The following is a 14,875-nucleotide window of genomic DNA, read 5'->3' as shown; positions in this document are numbered from 1 at the left end:
TATGTCGTGTTTGGCACTACCAGTGGCTTCAGCAGTACCCTGAACCTCTCTACCCTCAATGGCAGCAATGGCTTTGCAATTAATGGCATTCATTCGCTTGACCGCTCAGGTACTTCAGTCAGCAGTGCCGGAGATGTAAATGGCGATGGCATTGATGACCTAATTATTGGGGCTGATGGTGCTGACACCAATGGCAATGCAGGTTCAGGCCAGAGCTATGTGGTCTTTGGCACTACCAGTGGCTTCAGCAGCACTCTGAATCTTTCCAGCCTCAATGGTGCCAATGGTTTTGCGATTAATGGCATAAATGCAGGTGACGAATCAGGCCAATCAGTCAGCAGTGCTGGGGATGTAAACGGTGATGGCATTGATGACCTGATTATTGGCGCTCATTTTGCTGACCCCAATGGTAGTAAGTCAGGCCAGAACTATGTAGTGTTTGGCACTCCCCGTGGCACTGGCAACTCTGACTTGGTGACAGGTACCAGTGGCAACGACTCCATTGAGGGTTTGACTGGTAATGATACGCTGCTGGGTTTAAACGGCAACGACTCTTTAATCGGTGGCGATGGCAACGACATCTTAGATGGTGGCACTGGGTCAGATTCTCTAGTGGGTGGCCTGAATAACGATACCTATGTGGTGGATGTTGCTGGCGATGTGGTTGTGGAGAGTGCCAGTGCAGGCATTGACACCGTGCAGTCCACCATTACCTACACCCTTGGTGCTAATGTCGAGAATCTCACCCTGACAGGGATCGCAGCCATTAACGGCACAGGTAACACCCTTGATAACCTTATCTTCGGGAATAGTGCTGCTAACAATCTCACGGGTGATGCTGGCAACGACTCTTTAATCGGTGGCGATGGCAACAACATCTTAGATGGTGGCACTGGGTCAGATTCTCTAGTGGGTGGCCTGAATAACGATACCTATGTGGTGGATGTTGCTGGCGATGTGGTTGTGGAGAGTGCCAGTGCAGGCATTGACACCGTGCAGTCCACCATTACCTACACCCTTGGTGCTAATGTCGAGAATCTCACCCTGATAGGGATCGCAGCCATTAACGGCACAGGCAACACCCTTGATAACCTTATCTTCGGGAATAGTAGTAATAATAGCCTTACAGGAGGAGCAGGAGCGGATAGTCTCGACGGAGGAGATGGCGATGATACCGCAGTTTACAGTGATTCTAGTTCAGGTGTCTTAGTTGACTTGAGTACGGGCACCGGGAGTGGTGGCGATGCCGCAGGGGATGTACTTAGTAGTAATATCGAGAACCTGAGTGGATCTGCCTTTGATGACACCCTGATTGGCAGCAGTGTGAATAATGGTTTGACTGGAGGTGTGGGAGCAGATAGCCTTGTGGGGGGGAATGGGAGTGACAATCTCAGTGGTGGCGATGATGCCGATACCCTTACTGGGGCAGGTAGTGGAGACTTGGGAATCGGCTCAATTGACACTCTCACGGGCGGTGCTGGCAGTGACCTATTTGTCTTAGGTGGGTTTTACAACGATGGCAATGCGACGACGGATGGGATCGCTGATTATGGATTAATTACCGATTTCAGCACAGCCCTTGATGTGATTCAACTGAGTGGTGTTGCCAGTGATTATGTCTTAGCAGCTTCCCCGATTGGCGGCATCTCAGGCACGGCGATCTACAAGGTTGAGGTGGTGGATGAGTTGGTGGGCATTGTTAAGGATGTCTCAGGTTTGAATCTGACGGATAGCTACTTCCAGTTCATCTAAAGGTTTGGGGCGATGGTCATTGGTGTAGCTGCTCCCCGGTTGCTAGATTGCCCTCTGACCATCGCAGCCATGTATCTAGATCAGCGGCACTGGAAAAGTCTAACAGTGCCTCACCCAGATATTCCAGTTGGTTGAGAGCAAGGGCGCGGATTTGGGATTCACTTACAGGGCTGATCTGGCCAATGCGACGGTTGAGTTGACGCAAGACAAGATTTAACCCCTCTTCTTGACGGCCTTCTTGAAGAGCTTCTTCTCGCCACTCTTGATAAATCACTGATTGCTGCATGATGTCTCTCCGAAGCACCTGATTAATCACATCTGTTTCCAATAATAACCCCGCCAAAATCCCCGCAGCGGCTGCTACATTGCTCTGTATCCTGGTTTCTGAAATTGTCTCCACCCGTTCTGCTACCTGCCGTAGCGTTTGTGCTCGATCCGGCGTTTGCGTCAGCACAGCCAGCGGTAACAACCCCCTTGACTCTAGAAACGGTTGAGTCGGTTGCTCCCAGAGGCGGATGACCTCAAATTCATGACGAGTCCCTGGAATTTCAAACACAGTCTCTTGAACCCGTTCAGAATTGGATGGGGTGAGATAAACTACGACCTGTCGCATTTGCTTTTTAGGAAACCGTCGAAAAACTCTGAGGCGATAATCCACCATCCTGAACCCCATGGTGGAATCCGGTTGAGTCTGAAATTCGATGTGGAGGATGACTTCATCTGAATCAAGTAAAATCAGCGAGTCTGCACGAATCGGCTCGATCGACAGTTCCGAAGGACTCAGTGAGGTGAGGGTGATCGGTTCCCCCAGCAACCAGGATGCAAAATCTTCAGGAAAGCTCTCTGCCAGGAACTTACAGGTGTTATCAAACATGGGCAGATTTTAGCAGATGACGAAGTTGAACCCTGGTGTTTACGATGGTCGCCCATGCACCCATCAAGGCTGGAGATTTGACCTCAGAACTCGACGACTCTACGAACGAACTCGGATCGCCGAGAAAAATTGTTAAATGTTTTACAAAATAGCTCCACCCTTGGAGAAAATACCGCGATCGCCCTTGACGGGGATGACCTGGGATTTCCAAGGCGGAACGATCGCCGCCCTGGACTTCCATCAGTAGACCCTGGCTCCCCCCCGATTTCCCCGACTCCGCGATCGCCCTTCAGCAACTAGCCGGAACTTGGCATCATCGTGCAACTCCCCGCTGAGGTTCTGGCTGTGGCTACGGCATCTGTTGATGAAGGAAGGACGTTCCTGAAGCGGAATCTTCGACTCAGCGACTTCTCAGATACCTTTCAGCAAATCTTCAAAGAAGAGATTTACAGTAGAGACCGTCGAAACGCTGCTCAACTTGAGGCTATTGGTTGTTTCGGTAGAAACTAAACATTAAGTTTTTTTGTCTGTTAATGAATTTTTTTGATCATACCTAGGCGTGGAAGCTGCCTAGCCTCAATAATCCAAGCAACTACCTGGAGACGACCTGTCCTGGAGCGATTACAAGTTCAGGGAAGCAGATCCGGTGCCGGGCATGGTTGCTCAGAGGCTTGAGTCCTATGGCACCGTTGACATTGAGTGCATAATGCCGGATTCGGCTTGACAACAGGTGATTCAGTATGATCTGCAAAGCCTTCCAAGAACACTGGCCCGAATATTTAATGGAGGCTGCTGGACTGGGTTTCTTTATGTTAGCGGCGGGGGTGATCACGGTCGTCTTTGAATACCAGGACTCCCCAGTTCACCAAGCTCTGCCCGATCCTTTCCTGCGCTTGATTGGCATCGGCATCGGCATGGGATTAACTGCGATCGCGATCATTTATTCTCCCTGGGGCCAGCAGTCGGGAGCGCACATTAATCCAGCCGTCACCTTGACCTTCTACCGTCTCGGTAAGATCAAACCCTGGGATGCCGTCTTCTATATCCTGGCGCAATTTATGGGTGGCCTGGTTGGAGTGTGGTTGGCAATCTTAATCCTGGGTGCTGCCTTCACCCACCCCCCAGTGAATCACATTGTCACCGTGCCGGGAGCCGCAGGCTTAGGACTGGCGCTGCTGGGGGAGGCGGTGATTGCCTTCTGCATGATGATGACGATCCTGATGGTCAGCAATACCCCCAAATTGGGACGCTGGACGGGGGTATTCGCCGGTTGCCTGGTATGCCTCTATGTGATCTTTGAGGCTCCCCTTTCGGGGTTTGGCATGAACCCCGCCCGCACCTTTGCCTCGGCCTTGCCAGCCCACATCTGGACTGCCTTTTGGATGTACCTGTTAGTCCCCCCAGCGGCGATGCTGCTGGCGGCGGAGGTATACGTCCGGTTCAAAGGACTCCGGGCGGTGGCCTGTGCCAAGCTCAACCACCATACCCACACTCGCTGCATTTTTCGGTGTGAGTATCGCTACCCTGAAACCCCCACTGGAGACTGATGCCATGGCCATGCAACGCATTTTTTGGGAGAAGCAACGGTGAGCACAAACCACTACGACCTGATTGTGATTGGCACCGGAGCCGGGGGGGGTAACCCTCGTCTATCGTCTGGCTACCAGTGGTAAGAAAATTCTGGTTCTTGAGCGGGGACCTTTCCTGCCTCGGGAAAAGGCCAACTGGGATACCAAGACTGTTTTTAACAGCGATCGCTACCACCATCCGGAAGTTTGGTACGACCGCAACGGCAAGGAAGTACACCCCGGCATGAGCTACTTTGTGGGGGGGTCAATACCAAGGTCTATGGTGCCGCCCTCTTTCGCCTCCGGGAAAAGGACTTTGAAGCCTACGCCCACAAGGATGGCATCTCCCCCCCCATGGCCATTGAAGTACCGAGACTTTGAACCCTATTACGTCGAAGCTGAAACCCTCTATCAGGTGCATGGCCAGAGTGGAGAAGATCCAACAGAACCCTTTCGCAGCCAGGAATATCCCTATCCTGCCGTCAGCCATGAACCTCGGATTCAAGAAATCTCTGATATCCTCCGAGGGCAGGGGTTGCATCCCTACCATACCCCCGTGGGGATTCGGCTGAATGAAGCCCAGCGCTATCTCAGTGAATGCATTCGCTGCAATACCTGCGATGGCTTTCCCTGCCTGGTGCATGCCAAATCAGATGCCGAAGTGAGTGTGGTTCGACCCTGGATGGGGCAGGCGAATGTCACCCTGTTAACGGAGGCCAAGGTGCTGAAGTTACTCACGAGCCCTTCTGGACGCGCCATCGACCGAGTGGAGGTTGAGATCCGGGATCCTGAATCGGGAGCGGTGCAGGTGCAGCAGTTTTCGGGAGATCTGGTGGCGATCGCCTGTGGAGCCATTAATTCCACGGTGGTGATGCTCAAGTCTGCCAACGAGCAGCATCCGCAAGGACTGGCCAACAGCTCCGGGCTTTTGGGGCGCAACTTTATGAAACATGTGCTGGGATCGGTGATTGGTGTCTCAAAACAGCCCAACCCCACAGCCTTTCAGAAAACCCTCTCCATCAACGACTTCTATTGGGGGGAAGACGGATACGACTACCCCCTGGGACAAATTCAAACCTTGGGCAAGGTGAGCAAAGAAGCCTTGGAAGGCAATGCGGAAGCCTATGCTCCCCTGACCCCAGAGCAGGTGGCCTCCCATTCCATCGATTGGTGGCTGACCGTTGAAGACCTCCCCGATCCCGAGAACCGCATCCGCGTCGATGGCGACAAAATTATTCTCGACTACACCGAGAACAACACTGAACCCTACGATCGCCTAGAGCAACGCTGGATTGAAATTCTCAAATCCATTGAATGCGGTCAAGAAATCATGCCCAACTGTTCCTATTTCGTGGGTGCGGGGAAAACCTATACGGGGAAATTGCCCCTAGATGGGGTCGGCCACCAGGTTGGCACCTGCCGCTTTGGGGAAGATCCGACCACCTCCGTCCTCGATCTCAACTGCCGTACCCACGATATTGACAATCTCTATGTCGTCGATGGCAGCTTCTTCTGTTCCAGTGGGGCAGTGAATCCAACCCTGACCATTATTGCCAATGCCCTGCGGGTGGGGGATCACCTCCTCGATCGCTGGAAATAAGGAGACGATGATGCAAAACATCACCTGGAAAACAATAGGGGAACATTCCCCCTCAGACCTCACGGAGGCAAGACTCCAACTGCACTACGCGGTGCAGTTGGTGGCGGCAGCAGGGGAGACTCTGACTCCCGCCCAACCCGATGCCAGCCAAGCCAGCCTCTCCTGGGATCTGGATCAATCGGCCTTTGTCGGTGCCTTGATTCCTGCTCAGACACCGTTTCGGATCGCCCTCCATCCCTCCACCTTGACGGTGATGATCTGGGATCTCCAAGGCGTAGCGATCGCGGCCCTGGACTTAGACCAGCAGACCCTCGCCGCAGGATTCGACTGGTTAAATCGGGAACTGGCTCAACTGGGGGTGACCCAAACCCTGGTGCCCCTCACCTACCCCCCTGATTTCCCCGACCATGCGATCGCCCAGGGTGCCAACTTTGATCTTTCTCAGACCGCAGCCCTGCAAGCCTTTGCCGACTATTACAGCAATACGGCGCAACTCCTCACCGCCATCGTCTCCACCACCCCCAATGCCTCCCCTGTAAGGATTTGGCCCCATCACTTTGATATGGCTACCCTGGTCTCGCTCCCCGGCACCCAAAACGGTGAACCCAAGTCCGTGGGGCTGGGGTTTTCGCCGGGGGACAGCAGCTACAACGAACCTTACTGGTACGTCACACCCTGGCCTTACCCAGTGGATAAATCCCCCCTCCCCCCCTTATCTGGCAATGGTTTTTGGCATACGCAGTCCTGGGTCGGTGCGGTGCTCAGAGGTTCCCAACTCGCTGTCCCTGACCGCGCTGCCCCAGTTCAGGCATTTCTCACCACGGCTTTTCAGGGTGCCCAGGTGTTGTTGAGCTAAGTACGGACTTGAATCCCCTGACCCTCCCCTAGACTCGCGCCCCACCTACCTCCATGTTGAATCGATTTTCCATCCTTGCTCGTGTCGTCTTAGCCCTGGGAACGGGAACCGCGATCGCCTTCGGGAGCCAGCTGCCCGAAATCTCTACTGGATTGCAATTACGCCTGCAACCTCAGACCGTGGGGATCGCAGCGGTTCCCCAAATCCGCGCCACCACGGTTCAATCCATCGGCCCCGTGGTAATTCCGGTGTCTAACATGGAGCGGGCGATCGCCTTTTATACCCAGGTACTGACCTTTGAAAAACGCTCCGATCAGGTGCGGTCAGGAGCCACTTACGATCGCTTGGAGGGAGTTCCGCACCTGAAGTTGCGAGTGGTAAAGCTACAACTGGGTGAGGAAGGGATTGAGCTAACCGAGTTTCTGACCCCCAAGGGCAAGCCCCTGCCCTTGGACTTTAAAAGCAATGATCACTGGTTCCAGCATATTGCCATTGTGGTCAAGGACCTAGAGCAAGCCTACCGGCGGCTGCGTCAGTTTAAGGTGCAACATGCTTCCTCCGGCCCCCAGCGCTTACCAGACTGGAACCCGAATGCGGGGGGCATTGAAGCCTTCTATTTTCAGGACCCGGATGGTCATCATCTAGAGCTGATTAAATTCCCCCCTGGGAAAGGGAACCCCCGCTGGCAACAACCCACCCAGGCGCTGTTTTTGGGGATTGATCACACGGCGATTGTGGTTGCGGATACGGACATCAGTCGCAAATTTTACCGGGATCTGTTGGGTTTACAAGTGGTTGGAGCCAGTGAAAACTATGGCACGGAGCAAGAACATCTCAACAACGTTTTTGGTGCCAGACTTCAAATTACTGCTCTCCGGGCTGCTGGGGGGATTGGGGTAGAATTTTTGCAATATCTCGCCCCCCCTGGGGGCCGTCCCAAGCCAGCAGCAACCCGTTCCAATGATTTAATCAACTGGCAAACGACCCTGGTGGTGGATCATTTAGAGGCACTGCTCCCCGAGTTACGTGCCGGTCAATATCGGTTGATTTCCCCCGGTGTGGTGGCGATCGCCGATGGTTCATTGGGCTTCAAAAAAGCCTTGTTGGTGGAAGATCCCGATGGTCATCCCCTGCGGATTGTTGAGAAATAGTGTCTGAGGAGTCAGCGATGTCTACCGATCAATCCTTATTTATTCCTGTCCTCCTGGGAACGGCTCGCCAAGGACGCATGAGTGAGCCAGTGGCCCGATTTATCTTAGGGGAAGTGGCCAAACGCCCAGGAATTACCACAGAATTGATTGACGTGCGAGGGTTAGCACTGTCCACATTGGATGCCGGAGAAGCAATTAAACATCCCCATTTCTCCGCCGCGATGGCACGAGCGGATGCCCTGATTATTGTTACCCCAGAGTATAACCACGGTTACCCCGGTCTACTGAAACACGCCCTGGACAGTAATTACAAAGAGTACACCCGAAAAGCAGTGGGGCTTTGTGGCGTTTCCGTGGGTGGTTTTGGCGGGGTGCGGGTGATTGAGTCGCTGTTACCCGTGCTCAAGGCCTTGGGGTTGGTCACCATTGTTACCGACCTCAACTTTGGGGAGGTGAAGACCCTCTTTGATCCGTCGGGCAATCTACTGGATCAAGCCTATGTGCGCCGCTGCGATCGGTTCTTAACAGAACTGGTCTGGATGGCCGCCACCCTCCGCCACGGGCGAGAACAGATTCCGTTACCCTAACGGCACTGACCTTACTGACCTTAACCCCAGTCCCTGAGTGACCTCCAGCTCGTTGATCGCAATTGCCGACCTACTGGTTTGAACCTGCACCCCTTGGACAGGTAAACGTGATCCATTTCCACCTCCTCAAGGTTTGACTATGACGCCAGAGATTGCCCGCTTAGAAGCCGCCCGCACCCAAAAAACCCCTTGGAAGCAGTGGGGACCTTATTTGAGCGAACGTCAGTGGGGCACCGTTCGGGAAGATTACAGTCCCTATGGCACCGCTTGGGATGATTTTAGCCATGATCAAGCCCGCTCCCGTGCCTATCGCTGGGGAGAAGATGGCATTGCCGGGATTGCCGATGATCAGCAACGACTCTGTTTTGCGATCGCCCTCTGGAATGGCAACGATCCTATCCTCAAAGAGCGAATTTTTGGGTTGACGGGCTCGGAGGGCAATCACGGGGAAGATCCCAAGGATTATTATTTTTATCTGGACAGCACCCCGACCCATTCCTACATGAAATGCCTGTACAAATATCCCCAGGCAGAATTCCCTTACGCTTGGTTAGCCGCAGAAAATCGGCAACGAGGACGGCTGGCTCCAGAATTTGAACTCTTAGATACCGGGGTATTTGCCGACAATCGCTACTTCGATGTGGTGGTGGAGTACGCCAAAGCCGCCCCCGAAGACCTCCTGATTCAAATTACCGTCACCAATCATGGCCCAGAAACCGCATCCCTGGCTCTCTTGCCCACCCTGTGGTTTCGCAATACCTGGTCTTGGCAGCCCGGATCGCCAAAACCCCAGCTCCACCAGGGGCAAACCCAAGCAGGGGTCAGCGTTGTCCACGTCCAGCATGCTGAACTGGGGGACTATACCCTCTACTGCCAGCGTTGCGATGCAGCAGCCGTGCCCCTGTTGTTCACAGAGAATGAGACTAATTCCCAGCGACTCTTTGGGACTGAAAATCCCACCCCCTACGTCAAAGACGGCATCCACGACTATGTTGTCAACGGAGTCACCACCGCCGTCAACCCTAAACAGCAGGGAACCAAGGTTGCGGCTCACTATCAGTTAGAAATTCCCGCCACAAAGACTCAGGTGGTGCAACTGCGTCTCAGCAAGGCAGCGGATCTGCCATCTCCCTTTGACCGTGAGTTTGCTCAAACCTTTCGGACTCGGTTGCAAGAAGCTGATGACTTTTATCAACAACTGGCACCGGCCTCCCTCAGTCCAGACTTACGGAATATTCAACGGCAAGCCTTTGCTGGCATGATGTGGTGTAAGCAGTACTACTATTACTACGTCGATACCTGGCTTAAAGGCGATGGATTTCCCCCACCGCCGGAACGGAAGCAAGGCCGGAATCACCAGTGGGGGCATCTTGATGCCCAGGATATTATCTCCATGTGTGATAAGTGGGAGTACCCCTGGTTTGCTGCCTGGGATTTGGCCTTCCACTGCATTCCCCTAGCGATGATTGACCCAGATTACGCCAAATATCAGCTGGACATCATCACCCGTGAGTGGTACATGCACCCCAACGGTCAGCTCCCTGCCTATGAATGGGCCTTTGGGGATGTCAACCCCCCCGTTCACGCCTGGGGAACCTGGCGAGTTTACAAGATTGAGGAAAAACTTCGCGGTCAAGGCGATCGCCAGTTCCTAGAGCGGGTGTTTCAAAAACTGATGCTCAACTTCACCTGGTGGGTGAACCGCAAGGATCGGGAAGGGCGCAACGTTTTTGAAGGCGGCTTTCTGGGGATGGATAACGTCGGCGTCTTTGACCGCAGTGCCCAACTGCCCACGGGTGGGTATATTGAACAGGCAGATGGCACCAGTTGGATGGGGATGTACTGCTTGAACCTGCTCACCATTGCCCTGGAACTTGCCAAAGAAAATCCTGTTTATGAGGATATTGCCACCAAATTCTTTGAGCATTTTCTCTATATTGCCGATGCCATGAACAAAATCGGCTCTGAGTCCACGGAACTCTGGGATGAGGAGGATGGGTTTTATTACGATGTGCTGCGGCTGCCCGATGGTCACTCGGTGCGGCTGAAAGTTCGCTCGATGGTGGGCTTGGTTCCCCTGTTTGCAGTTGCCACCCTGGAACCAGAGATTCTAGAGAAATTGCCCGGATTTCGGCAGCGTGTGGAATGGTTTATTGCCCATCGTCCCGATTTGACCCGGAATGTCGCCTGTGTGGAAGCCTGTGGCCTAGAGTCACGACGGCTACTGGCAATTTGCTACCCTGAGAAACTACGGCGGATTCTCCAGACAATGCTGGATGAGTCCGAGTTTTTCAGCGATTACGGTATTCGCTCGGTTTCCCGCTGTCATGCCGAGGCACCCTATGTTTTCTATGTCGATGGGGTACCCCATCGGGTCGATTACGAACCGGCGGAATCGAGTAGCGGCCTGTTTGGCGGCAATTCCAATTGGCGCGGCCCCATCTGGTTCCCGATGAATTTTCTCCTAATTGAGTCTCTACAAAAGTTCCATCATTATTTTGGCGATAATTTTCAACTGGAGTGTCCCACCGGATCAGGCAAAATGATGAATCTCTGGGAGATTGCCCAAGAGCTATCCCAGCGGTTGATCCGCATTTTTGCCCAAGATAGCCAGCAGCATCGCCCTCTCTACGGCGGGATTCCAGAATTCCAAACCAACCCCCAGTGGCGCGATCTGATTCTGTTCTATGAATATTTCCATGGGGATAATGGCGCAGGACTGGGGGCTAACCACCAAACTGGCTGGACGGGTCTAGTGGCTAAACTGATTCAGCAGGTTGGCAACCAGTCCCCTTAGCGTCGGGTTACTCCCCTGGGAATTCCCAAATTCCTGAGAGCGCCGTTCAACGTGGTTACAGCCAATGATTCACCCTATGCTCAGGAGTCGTTTGATCGGAATCCTGTTGATACTGACCGCCTGTCATCCTTTGCCCTCCCGCCCCAACCTGTCTGCCACAGCCCCGCCAGAGTCAGTTTCCCAATCCGTGGGCGATACCCAGACGATCAAACTGAAGCAGGAAGGGGGCGAGACTTTATTGACCCTAAAGCTGCTGGGGGATGGGGGAACGTTGCTCAATGCCTCCGAGCAAGAACTCGTCCGTTTACAGGCAGAGGAGGGCGGCAAGATAAAAATCAAGGATACGGCAAATCAACCCCTCGGCTATGTGATCAGCCAATCTGGGACTTGGACGGTCAAAACCGCTGATCAATCCCAAGCCCTGCTGATATTGCGTCGTCAGCCCGATGGTGATTACACCTTAGCAACGGGCGACAATCAACCCCTTTATCGGATTAACGTCAGGGACGATGGCCTCGACATTGTCACCCCAGATCAACGATTGCGCTATCAGGTGATCGTGAACAATGACACCATCTCCCTGCGAGATCATCAGGGACAAACGGTTTTATTAACCAAGGCTCAGATTCTACCGCTGGCGATCGCCTGTTTTGGCTTTGACCGTCTCAGTCGGGAACAACAGGCGGCCTTGGCCTATGGGGTGAATGCCAGTGGCGGTCGTTAGGCCGTTGGTTGCCGTTCGGCATAGGCGGCATAGACTCCCTGAACGTTATACCAATTGAGAAAGATGCGGGCAATTTCCAGGGCTAGTTGGGGTTGGCCCTGGTCAATTAACCATTGCAGCAGGGGAGCCATGGTGTGTTCATTCAGACGCCCTCCCAGGGACAGCAGCCCCCAGAGTAGGCGGTGAATCCAGGTCATCTGAATCATCATTTGTACTTCCCAGGTAGGATGCTTTTGATAAAACAGCACCCCCATCCGACCCCCGTTGAATTTCCCGATCGATCATCCGGGGAATTTGCTCCAGGTGAAAGGCGGGATGCCAGTGATAACCCACGGCCTCAGGGCATTTCACCAGCTTTAACCCCAGGTGCTTTAAGCGCACCCCCAACTCCAGATCTTCCCAGCCATAGAGGTGAAACTGGGTATCAAATAATCCCGCTGCTTCTAACCAGTGACGGGCGATCGCTACATTTCCGGTAGCAAAGTAAGCTGCCGAAAAATCAGTGATCTTATAGGGTTCCGAGGTGGGATGCTCAAAATTACAGGTATTAATCACGCGCCCATAGGTAAAGAGGCGATCTCTCCCCAAGGTTTGCTGTCCCTGCACCAGTGCCTCGGCATGGGCCTGGAGAAAGCTTGCCGTCACCACTAAATCACTGTCAATAAAAATGATCGTCTCTCCGATCGCGGCGGTCACCCCTAAATTGCGAGCCGCAGCGGGTCCTTGATGATCCTGCTGCAAGCACCGCACATGGGGAAATACTCCCCGCTGTTGTGCCAGCCACTCAAGGGTGCCATCGGTGGAACCATCATCCACCACCACCACTTCATACCCGGAGATCGGGGTATCGGGACTGAGGTGCTGCTGCTCTAAGGCAACCAAACATTTCTCTAAAATGGCTCGACGATTATAGGTAGGAATGACAACGCTGATGAACACAATTGCCCCTGACTTGATAGTGGCTCCCCTGCAAAATATAACAAGAAGACTTTCCAGACGGTTCTGACTCCGGTAAAAATCCCCCACTGTGGCGAATGCAGCGGGGGAAAGTGCAGCGATCTCAGCTCCGGCTCGCGATCGAGGAGCCATGCATTTTCCCCTGGCTGAATAATTTTGGTTTCCTTATGAAACCGGTGCTTCCGTCAGCTCCAAGCTCTGGACACTAACGAACCATTTCCCGAATGCCATAGTCTTCCCGATGGCGAGTTAGATGGGGACTATAACAGGGGTCATGTTCAATGAAGTGCTGCCACTTTTGTTGCATATACTCAATCTCTTGACGGAAGCGCAATTGTTTTTCGGGGGTGTCTTCATAGCCACGACTTTTTGATTCATAGTGATAGAGTTTCACGTGGGGCAGATAGAGATTACGATAGCCTTTCTCCACTATTTTCAGGCACAGATCCACATCATTGAATGCAATATCTAGTTGCTCTTCAAAGCCTCCGACTGCGGTAAACACGTCTCGCCGACACAACAGACAGGCTGCGGTCAGCGCTAAGTAGTTATTCACCGTTTGGATTTGGTTAAAGTAGCCGTGGTCATTGGCAATATAATGTTTATGGCTATGTCCGGCAACGCCACCAATGCCAACAATGACTCCGGCATGTTGAATCGTGTTATCTGGATACAGCAGCATCCCCCCAATCGCACCAATTTCTGGCCGTTGTCCCTGTTCTACCAGGGCATTCATCCAGTCTGGGGTAATCACCTCGGTATCATTATTGAGGAATAGTAGATACTTCCCGTGAGCTTGCTCGACGCCATAGTTATTCAACTTGGAAAAGTTAAAGGGAATATCGAGGGAATAGCTGCGGAATCGCTCGGGTTCTAAGGTTAACCATTGACTCAACACCTGGGCGGTTTCTGCTTCTGTGCTGCCGTTATCAATGACAATCACTTCATAGTTGGGATAGGTGGTTTTTTCAAAAATAGACGTAAGGCATTGATGGAGCACTCGGCCTAAGTTTTTGGTGGGAATGATAATGGAGACGCGATCAAAACTTTGAATATAGTAGCGGACGATCGCATGACCCCCCCGGCGCATTCACGACCAAACCAGGTTCTTGGCGGCGGGAGAGCGCTTCTGAGAGTGCCCGCACTGCGGCATCGGTGGCATAGCTCTTACTGTCTAGGCTGCTTGCCGTCGAGGCTCCATGAATCCGCCAGTGGTAGAGAACTTTGGGAATGTGGAAAATATGCTGGGTTTTTTTCGGTGAGGCGGAGGACGAGATCATAGTCTTGAGACCCTTCAAAGCCTTCCCGGAAACCACCAATTTCCTCCACCAGGGATTTGCGATAGACCCCCAGGTGACAAGTGTACATCCGAGATAGAATCGAATCGGGACACCAGTCAGCTTTGAAGTAGGGCTGGCTCAGGTGGTAATGATCATCAATTTTATCTTCATCCGAATAGACAAAATCGACCTCAGGATGCTGATTTATCAGCAGGACGACTTCATATAAAGCATCAGGGGTGAGAAGATCATCATGATCGAGAAGGGCAACAAATTCTCCCGTTGCCAGTGTCAATGCTGAGTTAGAACAGCGAGAAATATTGCCATTTTCGGTTCTAAAATCAACCTTAATGCGAGGATCTTGTTCACCGTAATCCTTGAGGATCTGATGAATATGAGGTACGGTTGAAGCATCATCCGCAATACAGAGTTCCCAGCAAGGATAAACTTGAGCTAAGACGGAATTGATCGCGGCTCTGAGATAATTCTCTGGGGTATTATAGACGGGCATCAGAATGCTAATGATGGGCGATCGCAGCGCTGGCAACGTTGATCGCATTCGCTCTAAATCTGTCAACCGAGGATAATTCCGAATCAACCAGGAATAATAGAGAAAATCTTGACTTAGGGGAATTTCAGGAAGGTAGTAATGGAGACAGGTGTAAGCCTGGGAAGGGGCGATCGCCGGTACAGACTGCTGAGTTTTAAAAGCAGCAAATTTTTCCAGGA

The 14,875-nt window shown here is 52.8% G+C and carries 9 protein-coding genes and 3 pseudogenes; 9 read left to right on the top strand and 3 right to left on the bottom strand.

Features of this window, described 5'->3' with window-relative positions; all coding sequences use genetic code 11:
* Positions 1–1,752 (top strand): beta strand repeat-containing protein (locus DO97_RS24210; protein WP_193365097.1); only part of this gene is annotated, 1,752 nt, incomplete at its 5' end.
* Between the two features lie 16 nt (positions 1,753–1,768).
* Here the strand turns inward: DO97_RS24210 and DO97_RS19620 are convergent.
* Positions 1,769–2,626 (bottom strand): Rpn family recombination-promoting nuclease/putative transposase, encoded by an 858-nt coding sequence (locus DO97_RS19620; protein ID WP_036536806.1) that lies wholly within the window; start codon positions 2,624–2,626, stop codon positions 1,769–1,771.
* Between the two features lie 129 nt (positions 2,627–2,755).
* Here DO97_RS19620 and DO97_RS24205 point away from each other — a divergent pair, with 129 nt between their 5' ends.
* From DO97_RS24205 to DO97_RS19580, 8 genes and pseudogenes are all read left to right on the top strand, one after another.
* On the top strand, positions 2,756–2,926 hold the full coding sequence (locus tag DO97_RS24205; RefSeq protein WP_156120684.1) for a hypothetical protein: 171 nt from the start codon (positions 2,756–2,758) through the stop codon (positions 2,924–2,926).
* A gap of 440 nt (positions 2,927–3,366) precedes the next feature.
* Positions 3,367–4,173 (top strand): MIP/aquaporin family protein, encoded by an 807-nt coding sequence (locus tag DO97_RS19610; RefSeq protein WP_036536801.1) that lies wholly within the window; start codon positions 3,367–3,369, stop codon positions 4,171–4,173.
* Between the two features lie 39 nt (positions 4,174–4,212).
* A pseudogene (locus tag DO97_RS19605) lies at positions 4,213–5,794 on the top strand (GMC oxidoreductase).
* A 7-nt stretch (positions 5,795–5,801) separates the two neighbouring features.
* Entirely contained in the window at positions 5,802–6,650 is an 849-nt protein-coding gene (locus DO97_RS19600; RefSeq protein WP_036536799.1) for a hypothetical protein, read from the top strand.
* Between the two features lie 53 nt (positions 6,651–6,703).
* Positions 6,704–7,801 carry a VOC family protein gene (locus tag DO97_RS19595; RefSeq protein WP_036536796.1) on the top strand — a complete coding sequence of 366 codons (1,098 nt, stop codon included), beginning with the start codon at positions 6,704–6,706 and terminating at the stop codon, positions 7,799–7,801.
* A gap of 17 nt (positions 7,802–7,818) precedes the next feature.
* Positions 7,819–8,388, top strand: coding sequence for an NADPH-dependent FMN reductase (locus DO97_RS19590; protein WP_036536794.1), 570 nt, complete (start codon positions 7,819–7,821; stop codon positions 8,386–8,388).
* 139 nt (positions 8,389–8,527) lie between these two features.
* Positions 8,528–11,185, top strand: a complete 2,658-nt coding sequence (locus DO97_RS19585) for an MGH1-like glycoside hydrolase domain-containing protein (RefSeq protein WP_036536791.1) — start codon at positions 8,528–8,530, stop codon at positions 11,183–11,185.
* Between the two features lie 91 nt (positions 11,186–11,276).
* On the top strand, positions 11,277–11,909 hold the full coding sequence (locus tag DO97_RS19580) for a hypothetical protein (protein ID WP_052128982.1): 633 nt from the start codon (positions 11,277–11,279) through the stop codon (positions 11,907–11,909).
* On the opposite strand, the pseudogene DO97_RS19575 reads toward DO97_RS19580, so the two are convergent.
* Positions 11,906–12,848, bottom strand: a pseudogene (locus DO97_RS19575) (glycosyltransferase family 2 protein). The gene DO97_RS19580 and the pseudogene DO97_RS19575 sit on opposite strands and share 4 nt — an antisense overlap.
* A 223-nt stretch (positions 12,849–13,071) precedes the next feature.
* Positions 13,072–14,705 (bottom strand): annotated as a pseudogene (locus tag DO97_RS31560) (glycosyltransferase family 2 protein).
* Between the last annotated feature and the right edge of the window lie 170 nt (positions 14,706–14,875).

It is taken from the genome of Neosynechococcus sphagnicola sy1 (assembly GCF_000775285.1).
In the GTDB taxonomy this organism is placed as follows: Bacteria; Cyanobacteriota; Cyanobacteriia; order Neosynechococcales; family Neosynechococcaceae; genus Neosynechococcus; species Neosynechococcus sphagnicola.
This window is presented reverse-complemented; position numbering and strand designations above follow the sequence as displayed.

What these genes read in the sequence shown, in the direction of transcription:
- DO97_RS19620 (WP_036536806.1), bottom strand. Translation starts at nt 2,626, where the DNA reads ATGTTTGATAACACCTGTAAGTTCCTGGCAGAGAGCTTTCCTGAAGAT.
- DO97_RS19610 (WP_036536801.1), top strand. Translation starts at nt 3,367, where the DNA reads ATGATCTGCAAAGCCTTCCAAGAACACTGGCCCGAATATTTAATGGAG.
- DO97_RS19600 (WP_036536799.1), top strand. Translation starts at nt 5,802, where the DNA reads ATGATGCAAAACATCACCTGGAAAACAATAGGGGAACATTCCCCCTCA.
- DO97_RS19595 (WP_036536796.1), top strand. Translation starts at nt 6,704, where the DNA reads ATGTTGAATCGATTTTCCATCCTTGCTCGTGTCGTCTTAGCCCTGGGA.
- DO97_RS19590 (WP_036536794.1), top strand. Translation starts at nt 7,819, where the DNA reads ATGTCTACCGATCAATCCTTATTTATTCCTGTCCTCCTGGGAACGGCT.
- DO97_RS19585 (WP_036536791.1), top strand. Translation starts at nt 8,528, where the DNA reads ATGACGCCAGAGATTGCCCGCTTAGAAGCCGCCCGCACCCAAAAAACC.